Source organism: Curtobacterium sp. B18 (assembly GCF_000333375.1).
Classification (GTDB): Bacteria; Actinomycetota; Actinomycetes; order Actinomycetales; family Microbacteriaceae; genus Curtobacterium.
Genome location: NZ_BACZ01000537.1, coordinates 1 through 13,808 on the forward strand (window position 1 = coordinate 1; position 13,808 = coordinate 13,808).

Genomic DNA, 13,808 nt, shown 5'->3' on the forward strand with positions numbered 1-13,808 from the left:
TCACGCAAGCGGTTCCTGGACGGGGTCGGCAGTGCTGCCGGTGCCCGCCGAAGGAACCGCGACCTCGCCACCGCCGCCATCAGCCTGCTCTCCGCCGAACGCGGGGCGTGGGGTGTGCGCGTGCACGACCCCGCACCGACCCGTGCCGTGCTCGACGTCTGGGACGCCTGGAGGGCAGCTCGATCATGAGGGACACCATCCGCCTGACCGGGGTCCGCGCACGCGGCCACCACGGGGTCTTCGACCACGAACGCGCCGACGGCCAGGACTTCGTCGTCGACGTCGCGGTCGAGGTCGACGCCCGCGTCGCGTCCGGGACCGACGACCTCGACAACACCGTGCACTACGGGGTGCTCGCCGAGCAGGTCGTGGCCGAGATCGAGCGCGACCCGGTCGACCTCATCGAGACCCTCGCCGAGCGCATCGCCGCCGCCGTGCTCACCCACCGCGCGGCCCTGGCGACCGAGGTCACGGTGCACAAGCCGCAGGCGCCCATCACGGTGCCGTTCACCGACGTGTCGATCAGCATCCGACGGACCCGTGGCGGTGTCCGGGCCCCGGGCTCCGCCGTCGAGGAAGAAGAGTGAGCCGGGCGGTCGTCGCCCTCGGCGCGAACCTCGGCGACCGGGGGAGCACCCTGCGCGCCGCCGCCACGGCGATCGCCGAGCTGCCCGGTGTCCGACCGGTGGCGTCCAGCCGCGAGGTCGAGTCGATCGCCGTCACGCTCGACGGCCCCGACCGTTCGAAGCCCCGGTACCGGAACGCCGTCGTGGTCGTCGACACCGACCTCGAGCCGCAGGAGCTCCTCGACGCCCTGCACGGCATCGAGGACACCCACGGCCGCACGCGCGAGGTGCGCTGGGGCGACCGGACGCTCGACCTCGACCTGGTGGCCTACGACGACCTGTCGATCGACACCGCCACGCTGACGGTGCCGCACCCGCGCGCCGGCGAGCGGGCGTTCGTGCTCGCGCCGTGGCACGACGCCGACCCGGGCGCGGTGCTGCCCGGCGTCGGGCCGGTGGCCGACCTGCTGGCGCAGGTGGGCGACGACACCGAACGCGTCGACGAGCCGCGCCTCTTCGACGAGCCGAGCCGCGCCTCCGGGCCCGCGGCGGACCCCGCGGCCGGAGCCGCCTCGTGAAGCCCACCCGCGCCTCCACCCTGCTGAGCGTCGCGGTCGTCGCCGCGGTCGCCGGCTTCGCCCTCGACGCCGTCCTCGCCTCGCGCCAGGCGCCGACGCTGTTCCTCGCGACGCCCCTCGGTGTGACGCTCGCGTTCATCGGCATCGCGGTCGTCCTGATGGCCCGCCCGGTCCGGCGGCACGCACGCGACGGCGCCGCCAGGGCCCGCTCGGTCGACCCGCTCTACGCGACCCGCGTCGTGGTGCTCGCGAAGGCCTCGAGCATCGCCGGCGCGCTCTTCGGCGGGTTCGGTGCCGGCCTCCTCGTCTACCTCCTGACCCGGTCGGCGTTCCCTTCGCTAGGCTCGGTCCTGCCGAACGCCGTGGCGGTCGGGGGTGGGCTCGTGCTGACGGTGTGCGCACTCGTCGCCGAACGCATGTGCATCGCTCCTCCGGGGGACGATGACGACGACGACCTCCCCCGGGGCGGCACGACCGAGGCACACTGACCACGACCGAGGCACACGGACACCGGGGCGGCACGCCGCCGGCGCCCCCACCCGGCGTACCCAGCACGACCCGACCGCAGGAGGCCCGCGATGCCGCGTGAACGACTCGACGAGCCGGGCCTCGGCCTGACCGGCACCACCTGGACCCGGGTGTCGCCGAAGCTCGTCTGGACCGAGCTCGTCAGCACCGTCCTGGTGGGGGCCGTCGTCACCGCGGGCTGCGTCATCATCGGCGTCGTCAGCGGCGGGTTCACCGGCACCGCCGGCACCGTCTGGACGCTCATCGGCATCGCCGTCGCGATCGTCACCCTCGTGACCGCCGTCCTGACGCCCCGTCGGGTGCGGGCGATCGGGTACGCGCTGCGCGACGACGACCTGATCCTGCGACGCGGCCTGATGTGGCAGCGGTTCACGGCGGTCCCGTACGGCCGCATGCAGCTGGTCGACGTCAACCGCGGACCCCTCGACCGGGTGCTCGGCATGAGCGAGCTCAAGTTCGTGACGGCAGCCGCGTCGACCAACGTCCGGATCCCCGGCATCCCCTTCGCCGACGCCGACGAGCTGCGCGATCGGCTGGTCGAGCTCGCCGAGTCCCGTCGCGCCGGGCTGTAGGGGGTCCGATGACGTTCCGACCCGGCCCGCCGCCGCCCGCTCCGCCGCACCGGGGCGACGCCGCCGCTGCCGCGCCGCTCACCGACGGCGAGTGGCACCGCATGCACCCGCTGACGCCGCTGCTCAAGGGCGGCATCTTCCTCATCGTGGTCCTCGGCTACGTGCTGAACAGCCTGCGGGACCAGCTCGTCGAGTTCTTCATCCCCGGCGGCGGCCCGCAGGACGACGGCGACCCGGTGCGGTACGTCTACGAGCACGGTGTCGTCGGCTGGGTGCTGCTCGGCATCGTGGTGGTGCTCGTCGTGCTGATCGGGCTCTTCTACCTGTCCTGGCGCATGCACGAGTTCCGGGTGACGGGCGAGATCGTCGAGGTCCGTTCGGGCGTGCTCTTCCGGACGAACCGCAAGGCCCGGCTGGACCGCATCCAGGGCATCAACATCTCGCGGCCGCTCGTCCCGAGGATCTTCGGCACCGCGAAGCTCGAGATCGCGCAGGCCGGCAACGACGCCAACGTGCAGCTCGCGTACCTCGGCGTGCGGGCGGCGGACGACCTGCGGCAGCGCATCCTCGTCCTGGCCTCCGGCGCGAAGGACGACGAGCGGCAGCACGACCCGGCCCGCGCCTCGAACGGCGTGCTGCAGGACCGCGTCGACGAGATCTTCTCGCCCGAGCTCGACCCCGCCGCGGTCCGCGCGACCCGGATCGTGAAGGTGCACCCCGGCCGGCTGATCGCCTCGATGCTGCTGTCCGGCACGACCGTGCTCATCCTGGCGGCGGTCGCGGCGATGATCGTCAGCGTCGCGCTCACCGGCGAGTACGGGATCCTGTTCGGTCTCTTCCCGGCGGTCATCGGCGCCGGCGGCTACTACGTCCGCAAGTTCTCGCGCTCGCTGCAGTACACGATCGCCGAGACCCGCGACGGCATCCGGATCGGCTTCGGGCTCGTGTCCACCTCGAACGAGACCCTGCCGCCGGGTCGCATCCACGCCGTGAGCGTCGCGCAGCCGCTGCTGTGGCGACCGTTCGGCTGGTGGGACGTCCGCATCAACCGTGCGACGAACGCCGGCAACGGGGCGTCGAACAACCAGCAGGTCTCGTCGATCGTGCTGCCCGTCGGCACCACGCGGGACGTGCGCGAGGTCCTCGACATCATCCTGCCCGGCCTCGTCGGCACCGCCGTCGCCGGTCCCGCCGCGTCGCAGGAGCAGCTGCGCGAGGGCTCGGCCGTGGCGGTGGACGTCGTCGACGACAGCCTCACCACCACGGGCGACCGTGGCGGGTTCGTGCACTCCCCACGCCGTGGCGCGTGGCTCCGCCCGTTCGCGTTCCGGCGCAACGGGTACCGGTTCGTCCCCGGTGCCGTCCTGCTCCGGCTCGGTGCCGTCTGGCGGTCGCTCGTCATCGTGCCGCTGCCGCGGGTGCAGAGCGTCAAGGTCTCGCAGGGGCCGCTCGAGCGCGTGCTGCGACTGGCGACCGTGCACGTGCAGACGGTGCAGGGTCCGGTCTCGGCGAGCATCGGTGCGCTGGACGCGCGGGACGCGCAGCGGCTGTGGTCGGACACCTCGGCCCGCGCGGTCGAGGCCGCTGCGGCCGACACGTCGCACCGCTGGCGCGAACGGGAGGCGCGGTTCGCCCCCGGCGCACCCGCTGCGGTCGACGGTCCTGCGGGCCACCAGGCGCAGCACGCCCCCGCCGCGTCCGTCGCGCCCCGCGGGTGGTCGCCGGAACCAGCCGCCGGCGGTGCCGAGCCGGCGCGACCGACCGGCACCGCGCCTCCCGGATCGCCGTGGGGCGCGGTCCCACCGCCGGGAGCCGCGCGGTGAGGGCGGGACGACTGGGCGTCGGCGTCCTCGGAGCCGGACGCGTCGGACCGGTCCTCGGGGCGGCCCTCGCGAACGCGGAGCACGCCGTCGTCGGCGTGACGGCCGTGTCCGATGCCGGACGCGACCGCGCCGAGGCGATGCTCCCCGGTGCCCCGGTCCTCGAGACGCCCGACCTCGTCGAGCGGAGCGAGCTCGTGCTCCTCGCAGTGCCGGACGACCAGCTCGCGGGTCTCGTGCAGGGGCTCGCCGACGCGGGCATCTGGCAGCCGGGGCAGCTCGTCGTGCACACCAGCCCCGACCACGGCGTCGGCATCCTCGCACCCGCGATGGCGGCCGGCGCGATCCCGCTCGCGATCCACCCCGCGATGGCGTTCACCGGGCACAGCGTGGACCTCGTTCGGCTCCGCGACGCGTACTGCGCCGTCACCGCGCCGGCGCCCGTGCTCCCCATCGCCCAGGCGCTCGTCGTCGAGATGGGCGCGGAGCCGTTCGTCGTCACCGAGCAGGACCGTCCCGCCTACGCCGACGCCGTCCGCGCCGCCGTCAGCTTCTCGACCGCGATCGTCGACCAGTCCGCCGGCACCCTGTCCGGCATCGGCGTGGAGTACCCGGGGCGGGTGCTCGGCGCGCTGGTCCGCACGGCGGTCGACAACGCGCTCGCGGCCGCCGACGGGCAGGCGACGCTCTAGACCGGCCGCGCTGTACGATTTCCGGGACCCCCACGACCATCGGAGCCGCACCAGCATGACCGACGAGACCGCACCCGCCACCGAGCCCTCCGCCGACGAGATCGCCGCCGCGGAGACCAGCGAGCAGCGACAGGTCCGGCTCGACAAGCGGGCGAAGCTCCTCGAGTCGGGGATCGAGGCGTACCCGGCCGGGCTGCCGATCACCACGACGATCCCCGCCGTGCGCGCGCAGTACGCCCACCTCGAGACCGGCGAGGAGACCCAGGACGTCGTCGGCGTCGCCGGACGCATCGTGTTCTCGCGCAACACCGGCAAGCTCTGCTTCGCGTCCCTGCAGTCCGGCGACGGCTCGCGCATCCAGGCGATGGTGTCCCTCGCCGAGGTGGGCGACGAGTCCCTCGCCCGCTGGAAGGAGTTCGTCGACCTCGGCGACCACGTGTTCGTGCACGGCCGGGTGATCTCCTCGCGCCGGGGCGAGCTGTCGATCATGGTCGACGACTGGCAGATCGCGGCGAAGGCGATCCTGCCGCTGCCGAACCTGCACAACGAGCTGAACGAGGAGACCCGGGTCCGCCAGCGGTACCTCGACCTCATCGTCCGCGACGAGGCCCGCGCCACCGTCCGCGCCCGCGCCGCCGTGATGGCGTCGCTCCGGCAGACCTTCACCGACCACGAGTACCTCGAGGTCGAGACGCCGATGCTGCAGACCCAGCACGGCGGCGCCTCGGCCCGGCCGTTCGTCACGCACTCGAACGCCTTCGACACCGAGCTCTACCTCCGCATCGCGCCGGAGCTCTTCCTGAAGCGCGCCGTCGTCGGCGGCATCGACCGCGTCTTCGAGGTGAACCGCAACTTCCGGAACGAGGGCGCCGACTCGACACACTCGCCGGAGTTCGCGATGCTCGAGGCCTACCAGGCGTACGGCGACTACGAGCAGATGGCCGACCTCACCCAGGAGCTCGTGCAGAACGCCGCTCGCGCGGTGACCGGCGGCTCGCTCGAGGTCACCTGGGCCGACGGCACGACCTACGACCTCGGCGGCGACTGGCCGCGCATCGACATGTACGGCTCGCTGTCCGAGGCGGCCGGTCGCGAGATCACCCCCGAGACGCCGCTGTCCGAGCTGCAGGCGCTCGCCGAGGCCGAGGGCGTCGAGGTCGCGCACGCCACCCACGGCAAGTACGTCGAAGAGCTCTGGGAGCACTTCGTCATCGACTCGCTCGACCGTCCGACGTTCGTCATGAACTTCCCGGTCGACACCTCGCCGCTCACCCGCCAGCACCGCAGCCGCCCCGGCATCGTCGAGAAGTGGGACCTGTACATCCGCGGCTTCGAGCTGGCGACGGCGTACTCCGAGCTCGTGGACCCGGTCGTGCAGCGCGAGCGGTTCGTCGAGCAGGCGAAGCTCGCCGCCGGGGGTGACCTCGAGGCGATGCGCGTCGACGAGGAGTTCCTGCGGGCCCTCGAGCACGCCATGCCGCCCTCGGGCGGCATGGGCATGGGGATCGACCGGCTGCTCATGGCCATCACGGGCCTCGGCATCCGCGAGACGATCCTCTTCCCGCTGGTCAAGTAGCGCGCGAGCGGTTGACCGTCGCCCGCTGCCTGCGCGCGGCCCACGGTCGTGCGCGTAGCGTCCCGGGTACGCCCCGGACGAGGACTCCCCACGACGGCGTGGGGGCGAGCGCAGGTCGATCGTCGGGTCCCGGGGTGCCAGGGATCGAGGAGGATCACCATGGCAACGAACCACGCGGTCGCCTACAAGGCGCCTGGTCAGGTCGAGGTCATCGAGACCGAGTACCCGACCTTCGAGCTCAAGGACGGACCCGGGGTCAACCCGGCGAACGTCGGGCGCAAGGTCCACCACGGTGCCGTGCTGCGCACCATCGCGACGAACATCTGCGGCAGCGACCAGCACATGGTCCGCGGCCGGACGACGGCACCGGCGAACCTCGTGCTCGGGCACGAGATCACCGGCGAGGTGGTCGAGGTCGGGCGGGACGTCGAGTTCATCAAGGTCGGTGACGTCGTCTCGGTGCCCTTCAACATCGCGTGCGGGCGCTGCCGGAACTGCAAGGAACGCAAGACCGGCATCTGCCTGAACGTCAACCCGGACCGTCCCGGCAGTGCGTACGGGTACGTCGACATGGGCGGCTGGGTCGGTGGTCAGGCCGAGTACGTGCTCGTGCCCTACGCCGACTGGAACCTGCTGAAGTTCCCGGACCGCGAGCAGGCGATGGAGAAGATCCTCGACCTCGCGATGCTGTCCGACATCTTCCCGACCGGTTTCCACGGCGCCGTCACCGCCGGTGTCGAGGTCGGGTCGACCGTGTACGTCGCGGGTGCCGGGCCGGTCGGTCTCGCCGCCGCGACGGGAGCGCTGCTGCTCGGCGCGAGCGTCGTGATCGTCGGGGACATGAACGCCGACCGGCTCGCCCAGGCGCGGACCTTCGGGTGCGAGACGGTCGACCTGACCAAGGGCGACCCCGCCGACCAGATCGACCAGATCCTCGGTGAACCGCTCGTCGACTGCGGCATCGACGCCGTCGGGTTCGAGGCGAAGGGCCACGGCTCGGGGTCGGACCACGAGGCGCCGGCGACGGTGCTCAACTCGCTCATGGACGTCACCGCCGCCGGTGGGGCGCTCGGGATCCCCGGGCTCTACGTCACCGGCGACCCGGGTGGCATCGACGAGGCGGCGCAGAAGGGCGCACTGTCCCTGAGCCTCGGCACCGGGTGGGCGAAGTCGCTGTCGTTCACCACGGGCCAGTGTCCGGTCATGAAGTACAACCGCCAGCTGATGATGGCGATCCTGCACGACCGGACGAGCATCGCGAAGAACGTCAACGCGACGGCGATCTCGCTCGACGACGCCCCGCGCGGCTACGCCGAGTTCGACAAGGGCGCGGCGACGAAGTACGTCCTCAACCCGAACGGGCTCATCCCCGCCGCGTGAGGGACCACGCACCGGTGGCAGCCCGGCTCGTCCGTTCACGGGCGGCCGGGCTGCTCGCTGCCGGGGGCGATACGGGTTCGAGGGCGTACCATGTTCGCGTGCCGCATGGAGTCGTGACCGGGATCATCTTCGCCCTGACGCCGACCGTCGTGGTCGGCCTCATCTTCTGGTTCGTGATGCGCGCCATCATGCGGGCCGACCGCACCGAGCGTGCCGCCTACGCCAAGGTCGAGGCCGAGGAGCGCGCCCGCTTCGAGCGCGAGCACGGGGTCCCGGCGCCGGCACCGGCCTCGGCCGAGTAGTCCCGCGCCCCGAGCGCGGTCGACTTCACCCGGCGTTCACCGCCGGGTGCGACCCTGACGCGCATGCGCCAGGACGCGGAGCCCGCCGACCGTCACCTCGGCGTCGACGCCGGACCGGGATCCGACGCGACCGCCGACCTCGTCGACCGCTCCGACCCCGTCGACCCCGTCGACCTCGCCGACCTCGACCCCGAGGACGCCTTCGGCCACACCGCCGTGCCCGATGCGTCCCGTGATGACACCGTGTGGCCCGACGGTGACGGCGACGAGGACGACATCGACGTCTGAGCGTCCGGACACGGTCACCGGCCGTTCACCCCGACGTCGCCCACCGGCGCGAGCATCGTCGGCATGTCCATCACGCAGATCATCACCGGTGGTGTCCTCGCGAACCGCGGCGGCGTCTTCACCGGGCGCAGCCTCGTCGGCGACATCGAGAGCGAGTACGACGAGTTCGACCGGGACGCCGACCTCGAGGTCTCGAAGCGTCGCGAGGGGTGGCTCGAACCCTCCTGGTGACCCCCACCCCTCCGGCTTTCGGGGTACGACGATCGGATCGCGACGATCCGGACCGCCGTACCCCTTTTTCGTGTCCACTCGACGCGGCCGCCCGGGGTACAGGATCGGAAACGAGCAAGAAACACCGATGCAACGCCGGAAACACGGCGGCATCCCCTTGCTCTCCGGCGACGAGGGGGACCAGACTGACGACAGGCTGTACCCCTCGGGGGACGGTATCCATGGTGAAGCACGGAGAAGCCTGAGAATCGATCCGATCGGTTTGTGGGGTACACCTCCGGGCCGCTTTACTCATGACACCCCCCAACGAGGTCATCACCCGTCGAACGCAGGGAGTCATCATGACGATCGCAACAGCAGCACCGAAGACGACGACCACCGGCCCCGCCGCGCGCCGTGCCAAGAAGACGGCGGCAGCGAAGACCACGGTCACCGCGGTCGAGACCACCACGCTCGACACCGAGGTCGAGGCCGACGAGCAGCTCGCTGGTGTCCGCGGCGCCTCGGTCGACCAGGTCGGTGACTACCTGCGCCACATCGGCCGGCTCTCGCTCCTCACCGCCGAGGAAGAAGCCGAGATCGCCCGCCGCATCGAGGTCGGCCTCTTCGCCGAGGAGAAGCTGAACACCGAGAAGGGCCTCGCGAAGACCCTGCAGCGCGAACTGCGCTGGCTGGTCCGCGACGGTGAGCGCGCCAGGAGCGCATGATCACCTCGAACCTCCGCCTCGTCGTGAGCATCGCCAAGCGCTACTCGCAGCGTGGCCTGCCCTTCATGGACGTGATCCAGGAAGGCAACCTCGGCCTGGTCCGCGCGGTCGAGAAGTTCGACTTCACGCAGGGCTACAAGTTCTCGACGTACGCCACCTGGTGGATCCGCCAGGCGATCTCGCGTGGCCTCGCCGACAAGGCCCGCACCATCCGCATCCCGGTCCACACGGTCGAGCTGATCAACAAGATCTCCCGCACCGAGCGTGACCTGACCGTCGACCTCGGCCGTGCGCCGATGCCCGACGAGGTCGCGGCGGAGCTCAGCATGAGCGTCGAGGAACTCGTCGACCTCAAGGGCCGTTCGCACGAGCCGGTGTCGATCCACACCGTCGTCGGCGACTCGGACGACAGCGAACTCGGCGACTTCATCGAGGACGAGGACGCCGCGTCCCCGAACGAGCTCACCGAGACCACGCTGCTCCACCGTGACATCCGCTCGATCGTCGCCGAACTGCCGAGCGACGAGGCGAACGTGATCCGCATGCGCTACGGCCTCGACGACGACAAGCCGATGACGCTCGACGAGATCTCGAAGATCGTCCACACGACCCGCCAGGCGGTCAGCCGTGTGGAGTCCCGCGCCAAGCTGCGGCTCTTCGCCAAGGCGGTCTCGCAGGACATGCAGCTGTACCTGACCGACTAGGTCGGATGACTTCGGTCGGTGTGCGAACACCGGCACGGGGAACCGGGTCGTTCTGTGGGAAGACGATCCGGTGGGGTGATGGGACGGCCCGCTCGCGCTTCGGCGTGAGCGGGCCATTCACGTTCCCGGGGGCGCGTCGCACCGTTCCGCGCGGAGCGACCGGGCCGCTACTCCTCGACCTCGCGCCCGAGCTTCTGGCGGAGGTCCTGCGGGATGAGCTCGATGAGCTGGTCCGGCCGCACGGGCAGGTCGAGCAGGCTGAGCTTGACGCGGCCCGTCCGGCCGTGGCGCTCGGCGTCGAGCCGGACCACGCTGCCGGCGTCCTTCCGCAGGCGGACGTCGAGCTGGGCGCCCGTCGCGACCTCGCCGACGACGAGCCCGTCGACCTCGAGCGCGGCACTGCGGGTGCCCTCGGCGATGTCGAACCGGTAGCGCTCGCGCGCGGCCAGGACGACGGCGCGGTCGATCCCGGCCATCGGTGCGACCGGCGTCACGACGGAGCCGGACAGCGCGGGGGAGAGGACCGGTCCGCCGGCGGCGTAGTTGTACGCGGTGGAGCCCGCCGGGGTCGCGGCGACGATCGCGTCGGCCCGGTAGTAGCCGTACCCGAGGCCGCCGACGCTGAGGTCAGCGGAGACCTGCCCCGCGCCGGGCCGCCGCACGATCGTGAGGTCGTTGAACGCGAGGTAGCCCGTCCGCGCACCGCTCCAGGACAGCCGGGCCTCGAGCGCGTGGTGCGGTTCGAGCTGGTAGTCGCCGGCGGACAGCCGTTCGAGCGCGCCCTCGAGCTCCGGCGGCTCGATCTCGACGAGGAACCCGACGTTGCCGTAGTTGACGCCGAGCACCGGCACCGGGCGCTTCGCCACGAGGCGCATCGCACCGAGCATGGTGCCGTCACCGCCGAGCGCGACGACGAGGTCGACCTCCTCCGTGAAGTCCTCGTCGCCGATCACGTCGAGGCCACCGCCGATGCGCTGGGCGTCGGCCCGACGGGCGACGAGGCGACCGCGGCCGGAGGCGTTCCAGCGCTGCAGGGTCGCGACGGACTCCTGCACGTTCTTGGTCGGGTGGACGACGAGTCCGACGACGGGCTGCTCCATGCTCGGATGGTACCGACCCGATCCGGGACGACCCCGGTCGTGGCGCCGCCGCCCGCCGGACGCGCGCCGCGTGCCGGACCCGCACCGCGCCTCCAGGCCCTCGCCTGCCCGCCGGACGCAACGAGGTCACGCCCACGGCGAACAGGGGCAGACCACCCGGGGTGCGCTGGTTAGTCTCGATGTACGTCACCGGGCCAGCTCCGGTCCGGCAAGGGAGAGCACATGTTCGAGAGATTCACCGACCGAGCCCGTCGTGTTGTCGTCCTCGCTCAAGAAGAAGCGAAGATGCTCAACCACAACTACATCGGCACCGAGCACATCCTCCTCGGCCTCATCCACGAGGGCGAGGGCGTCGCCGCCAAGGCGCTGGAGTCGCTCGGCATCTCGCTCGATGCCGTCCGCGAGCAGGTCCAGGACATCATCGGGCAGGGCCAGCAGCAGCCGACCGGGCACATCCCGTTCACGCCGCGCGCCAAGAAGGTGCTCGAGCTGTCCCTGCGCGAGGCGCTGCAGCTCGGCCACAACTACATCGGCACCGAGCACATCCTGCTCGGCCTCATCCGCGAGGGCGAAGGCGTCGCCGCCCAGGTGCTCGTCAAGCTCGGCGCGGACCTCAACCGCGTCCGCCAGCAGGTCATCCAGCTCCTGTCCGGCTACCAGGGCAAGGAAGCGGTCGCCGTCGGCGGCGAGCAGCAGCAGAACGCCCAGCAGGGTTCGCAGGTCCTCGACCAGTTCGGTCGGAACCTCACCCAGGCGGCGCGCGACGGCAAGCTCGACCCGGTCATCGGCCGCGAGAAGGAGATGGAGAGGGTCATGCAGATCCTCTCCCGTCGCTCCAAGAACAACCCCGTCCTGATCGGCGAGCCCGGCGTCGGCAAGACCGCCGTCGTCGAGGGCCTCGCCCAGGCGATCGTCAAGGGCGACGTGCCCGAGACGCTGAAGGACAAGCAGCTCTACTCGCTCGACCTCGGGTCGCTCATCGCCGGGTCCCGCTACCGCGGTGACTTCGAGGAGCGCCTCAAGAAGGTCACGAAGGAGATCCGCACCCGCGGCGACATCATCGTCTTCATCGACGAGATCCACACGCTCGTCGGTGCCGGAGCTGCCGAGGGCGCGATCGACGCCGCGTCGATCCTCAAGCCGCTCCTCGCCCGCGGTGAGCTCCAGACCATCGGTGCCACCACGCTCGACGAGTACCGCAAGCACTTCGAGAAGGACGCCGCCCTCGAGCGTCGCTTCCAGCCCGTGCAGGTCAACGAACCGTCGCTGCCGCACGCGATCAACATCCTCAAGGGCCTCCGCGACAAGTACGAGGCGTTCCACAAGGTGTCCATCACCGACGGTGCGATCGTCGCCGCGGCGAACCTGGCCGACCGCTACGTGCAGGACCGCTTCCTGCCGGACAAGGCCATCGACCTGATCGACGAGGCCGGCGCACGCCTCCGCCTGTCGATCCTGTCGGCGCCGCCGGAGCTCCGCGAGTTCGACGAGAAGATCTCGACGGTCCGCGGATCGAAGGAAGCCGCGATCGAGGAGCAGGACTTCGAGAAGGCCGCATCGCTCCGCGACGAGGAGAAGAAGCTCCTCGGCGAGCGTCTCCGCCTCGAGAAGCAGTGGCGTGCGGGTGACGTCGCCGCGTCCGGCACCGTCGACGAGGGCATCATCGCCGAGGTCCTGGCGCAGGCCACGGGCATCCCGGTCTTCAAGCTCACCGAAGAGGAGACCTCGCGGCTCGTCTTCATGGAGAAGGCCCTGCACGAGCGCGTCATCGGTCAGGAAGAGGCCATCTCGGCCCTGTCCAAGACCATCCGCCGCACCCGTGCCGGCCTGAAGGACCCGAACCGCCCCTCGGGCTCGTTCATCTTCGCCGGCCCCACGGGCGTCGGGAAGACCGAGCTCGCCAAGGCGCTCGCCGAGTTCCTGTTCGACGACGAGGGTGCACTGATCTCCCTCGACATGTCGGAGTTCGGTGAGAAGCACACCGTCTCGCGACTCTTCGGTGCCCCTCCCGGGTTCGTCGGGTTCGAGGAGGGCGGCCAGCTCACCGAGAAGGTGCGCCGCAAGCCGTTCTCCGTGGTCCTCTTCGACGAGATCGAGAAGGCCCACCCGGACATCTTCAACTCGCTGCTGCAGGTCCTCGAAGAGGGTCGTCTGACCGATGGTCAGGGCCGCGTGGTCGACTTCAAGAACACCGTCATCATCATGACCACGAACCTCGGTTCGCAGGGCATCGCCGGTGGCCCGGTGGGCTTCCAGGTCGAGGGTGACTCGGGTGTCGGCTACGACCGCATGCGTGCGAAGGTGAACGAGGAGCTCAAGAAGCACTTCAAGCCGGAGTTCCTGAACCGCGTCGACGACACGATCGTGTTCCCGCAGCTGTCGCAGCCCGAGCTGCTGCAGATCGTGGACCTGTTCGTGAAGCGCCTGGCCGACCGTCTGCTCGACCGCGACATGACGGTGGAGCTCACGCTCGCCGCCAAGGAGCAGCTCATCAAGGTCGGGTTCGACCCGTCGCTCGGTGCGCGCCCCCTGCGTCGCGCGATGCAGCACGAGGTCGAGGACCAGCTGTCGGAGCACATCCTGCAGGGTGAGCTCAACGCCGGCGACCACGTGAAGGTCGACTTCACCGACGGTACGTTCCAGTTCGAGACCGGGCGTCAGCCGGGCCGCGAAGAGGTCCTCGCCGGGGCTGCCGCCGTCGAGGCGACGGATGCTCCGCAGGGCGAGATCGAGTCTTAGGACCCAGCCGCAGACGAGACGGGAG

Annotated in this window: 15 protein-coding genes and 1 pseudogene; 15 read left to right on the forward strand and 1 reads right to left on the reverse strand. The window is 71.1% G+C overall.

Annotated features, from left to right (window positions below):
• From I5E_RS14455 to I5E_RS21875, 14 genes and pseudogenes are all read left to right on the forward strand, one after another.
• Positions 1-189 (forward strand): annotated as a pseudogene (locus I5E_RS14455) (dihydropteroate synthase); the annotation flags it as partial.
• Entirely contained in the window at positions 186-587 is a 402-nt protein-coding gene (gene folB / locus I5E_RS14460; protein WP_031262804.1) for a dihydroneopterin aldolase, read from the forward strand. The pseudogene I5E_RS14455 and the gene folB, both read left to right, overlap by 4 nt.
• On the forward strand, positions 584-1,144 hold the full coding sequence (folK, locus tag I5E_RS21870) for a 2-amino-4-hydroxy-6-hydroxymethyldihydropteridine diphosphokinase (protein ID WP_042723915.1): 561 nt from the start codon (positions 584-586) through the stop codon (positions 1,142-1,144). The genes folB and folK overlap by 4 nt, the downstream gene beginning before the upstream one ends.
• On the forward strand, positions 1,141-1,632 hold the full coding sequence (locus tag I5E_RS14470) for a DUF3180 domain-containing protein (protein WP_022907613.1): 492 nt from the start codon (positions 1,141-1,143) through the stop codon (positions 1,630-1,632). The genes folK and I5E_RS14470 overlap by 4 nt, the downstream gene beginning before the upstream one ends.
• 90 nt (positions 1,633-1,722) lie before the next feature.
• A complete protein-coding gene (locus I5E_RS14475) occupies positions 1,723-2,244 on the forward strand; it encodes a PH domain-containing protein (RefSeq protein WP_022907614.1) in 522 nt (173 codons plus the stop codon).
• A gap of 8 nt (positions 2,245-2,252) precedes the next feature.
• A complete protein-coding gene (locus tag I5E_RS14480) occupies positions 2,253-4,067 on the forward strand; it encodes a PH domain-containing protein (RefSeq protein WP_022907615.1) in 1,815 nt (604 codons plus the stop codon).
• Positions 4,064-4,756, forward strand: coding sequence for a Rossmann-like and DUF2520 domain-containing protein (locus I5E_RS14485; RefSeq protein WP_261974956.1), 693 nt, complete (start codon positions 4,064-4,066; stop codon positions 4,754-4,756). Before I5E_RS14480 ends, I5E_RS14485 begins: the two co-directional genes overlap by 4 nt.
• Before the next feature lie 55 nt (positions 4,757-4,811).
• The gene (gene lysS, locus I5E_RS14490) at positions 4,812-6,332 is read left to right on the forward strand and encodes a lysine--tRNA ligase (protein ID WP_022907617.1); all 1,521 of its coding nucleotides are present in this window, start codon (positions 4,812-4,814) and stop codon (positions 6,330-6,332) included.
• 159 nt (positions 6,333-6,491) lie between these two features.
• Positions 6,492-7,712, forward strand: a complete 1,221-nt coding sequence (fdhA, locus tag I5E_RS14495; protein ID WP_022907618.1) for a formaldehyde dehydrogenase, glutathione-independent — start codon at positions 6,492-6,494, stop codon at positions 7,710-7,712.
• 98 nt (positions 7,713-7,810) lie between these two features.
• A complete protein-coding gene (locus I5E_RS14500) occupies positions 7,811-8,014 on the forward strand; it encodes a hypothetical protein (protein ID WP_031262806.1) in 204 nt (67 codons plus the stop codon).
• 63 nt (positions 8,015-8,077) lie between these two features.
• Positions 8,078-8,302: a hypothetical protein gene (locus tag I5E_RS14505; protein WP_022907620.1), complete on the forward strand. Its 225-nt coding sequence runs from the start codon at positions 8,078-8,080 to the stop codon at positions 8,300-8,302.
• Between the two features lie 63 nt (positions 8,303-8,365).
• The gene (locus I5E_RS25620) at positions 8,366-8,533 is read left to right on the forward strand and encodes a hypothetical protein (RefSeq protein WP_022907621.1); all 168 of its coding nucleotides are present in this window, start codon (positions 8,366-8,368) and stop codon (positions 8,531-8,533) included.
• Between the two features lie 293 nt (positions 8,534-8,826).
• The gene (locus I5E_RS25625; protein ID WP_049973521.1) at positions 8,827-9,240 is read left to right on the forward strand and encodes a sigma-70 factor domain-containing protein; all 414 of its coding nucleotides are present in this window, start codon (positions 8,827-8,829) and stop codon (positions 9,238-9,240) included.
• Complete coding sequence (locus I5E_RS21875) at positions 9,237-9,944, forward strand: sigma-70 family RNA polymerase sigma factor (protein WP_049973522.1); 708 nt, start codon at positions 9,237-9,239, stop codon at positions 9,942-9,944. The genes I5E_RS25625 and I5E_RS21875 overlap by 4 nt, the downstream gene beginning before the upstream one ends.
• Before the next feature lie 167 nt (positions 9,945-10,111).
• On the opposite strand, the gene I5E_RS14520 is transcribed toward I5E_RS21875, so the two are convergent.
• Complete coding sequence (locus I5E_RS14520; protein ID WP_022907622.1) at positions 10,112-11,044, reverse strand: NAD(+)/NADH kinase; 933 nt, start codon at positions 11,042-11,044, stop codon at positions 10,112-10,114.
• A 222-nt stretch (positions 11,045-11,266) separates the two neighbouring features.
• Here I5E_RS14520 and I5E_RS14525 point away from each other — a divergent pair, with 222 nt between their 5' ends.
• Positions 11,267-13,783 carry an ATP-dependent Clp protease ATP-binding subunit gene (locus tag I5E_RS14525; RefSeq protein WP_022907623.1) on the forward strand — a complete coding sequence of 839 codons (2,517 nt, stop codon included), beginning with the start codon at positions 11,267-11,269 and terminating at the stop codon, positions 13,781-13,783.
• Positions 13,784-13,808 lie beyond the last annotated feature (25 nt).

Bases quoted from the DNA above. Each gene is read 5' to 3' on its own strand.
- folB (WP_031262804.1), top strand. From the start codon at position 186: ATGAGGGACACCATCCGCCTGACCGGGGTCCGCGCACGCGGCCACCAC.
- I5E_RS14475 (WP_022907614.1), top strand. From the start codon at position 1,723: ATGCCGCGTGAACGACTCGACGAGCCGGGCCTCGGCCTGACCGGCACC.
- I5E_RS14480 (WP_022907615.1), top strand. From the start codon at position 2,253: ATGACGTTCCGACCCGGCCCGCCGCCGCCCGCTCCGCCGCACCGGGGC.
- lysS (WP_022907617.1), top strand. From the start codon at position 4,812: ATGACCGACGAGACCGCACCCGCCACCGAGCCCTCCGCCGACGAGATC.
- fdhA (WP_022907618.1), top strand. From the start codon at position 6,492: ATGGCAACGAACCACGCGGTCGCCTACAAGGCGCCTGGTCAGGTCGAG.
- I5E_RS14505 (WP_022907620.1), top strand. From the start codon at position 8,078: ATGCGCCAGGACGCGGAGCCCGCCGACCGTCACCTCGGCGTCGACGCC.
- I5E_RS25620 (WP_022907621.1), top strand. From the start codon at position 8,366: ATGTCCATCACGCAGATCATCACCGGTGGTGTCCTCGCGAACCGCGGC.
- I5E_RS25625 (WP_049973521.1), top strand. From the start codon at position 8,827: ATGACACCCCCCAACGAGGTCATCACCCGTCGAACGCAGGGAGTCATC.
- I5E_RS21875 (WP_049973522.1), top strand. From the start codon at position 9,237: ATGATCACCTCGAACCTCCGCCTCGTCGTGAGCATCGCCAAGCGCTAC.
- I5E_RS14520 (WP_022907622.1), bottom strand. From the start codon at position 11,044: ATGGAGCAGCCCGTCGTCGGACTCGTCGTCCACCCGACCAAGAACGTG.
- I5E_RS14525 (WP_022907623.1), top strand. From the start codon at position 11,267: ATGTTCGAGAGATTCACCGACCGAGCCCGTCGTGTTGTCGTCCTCGCT.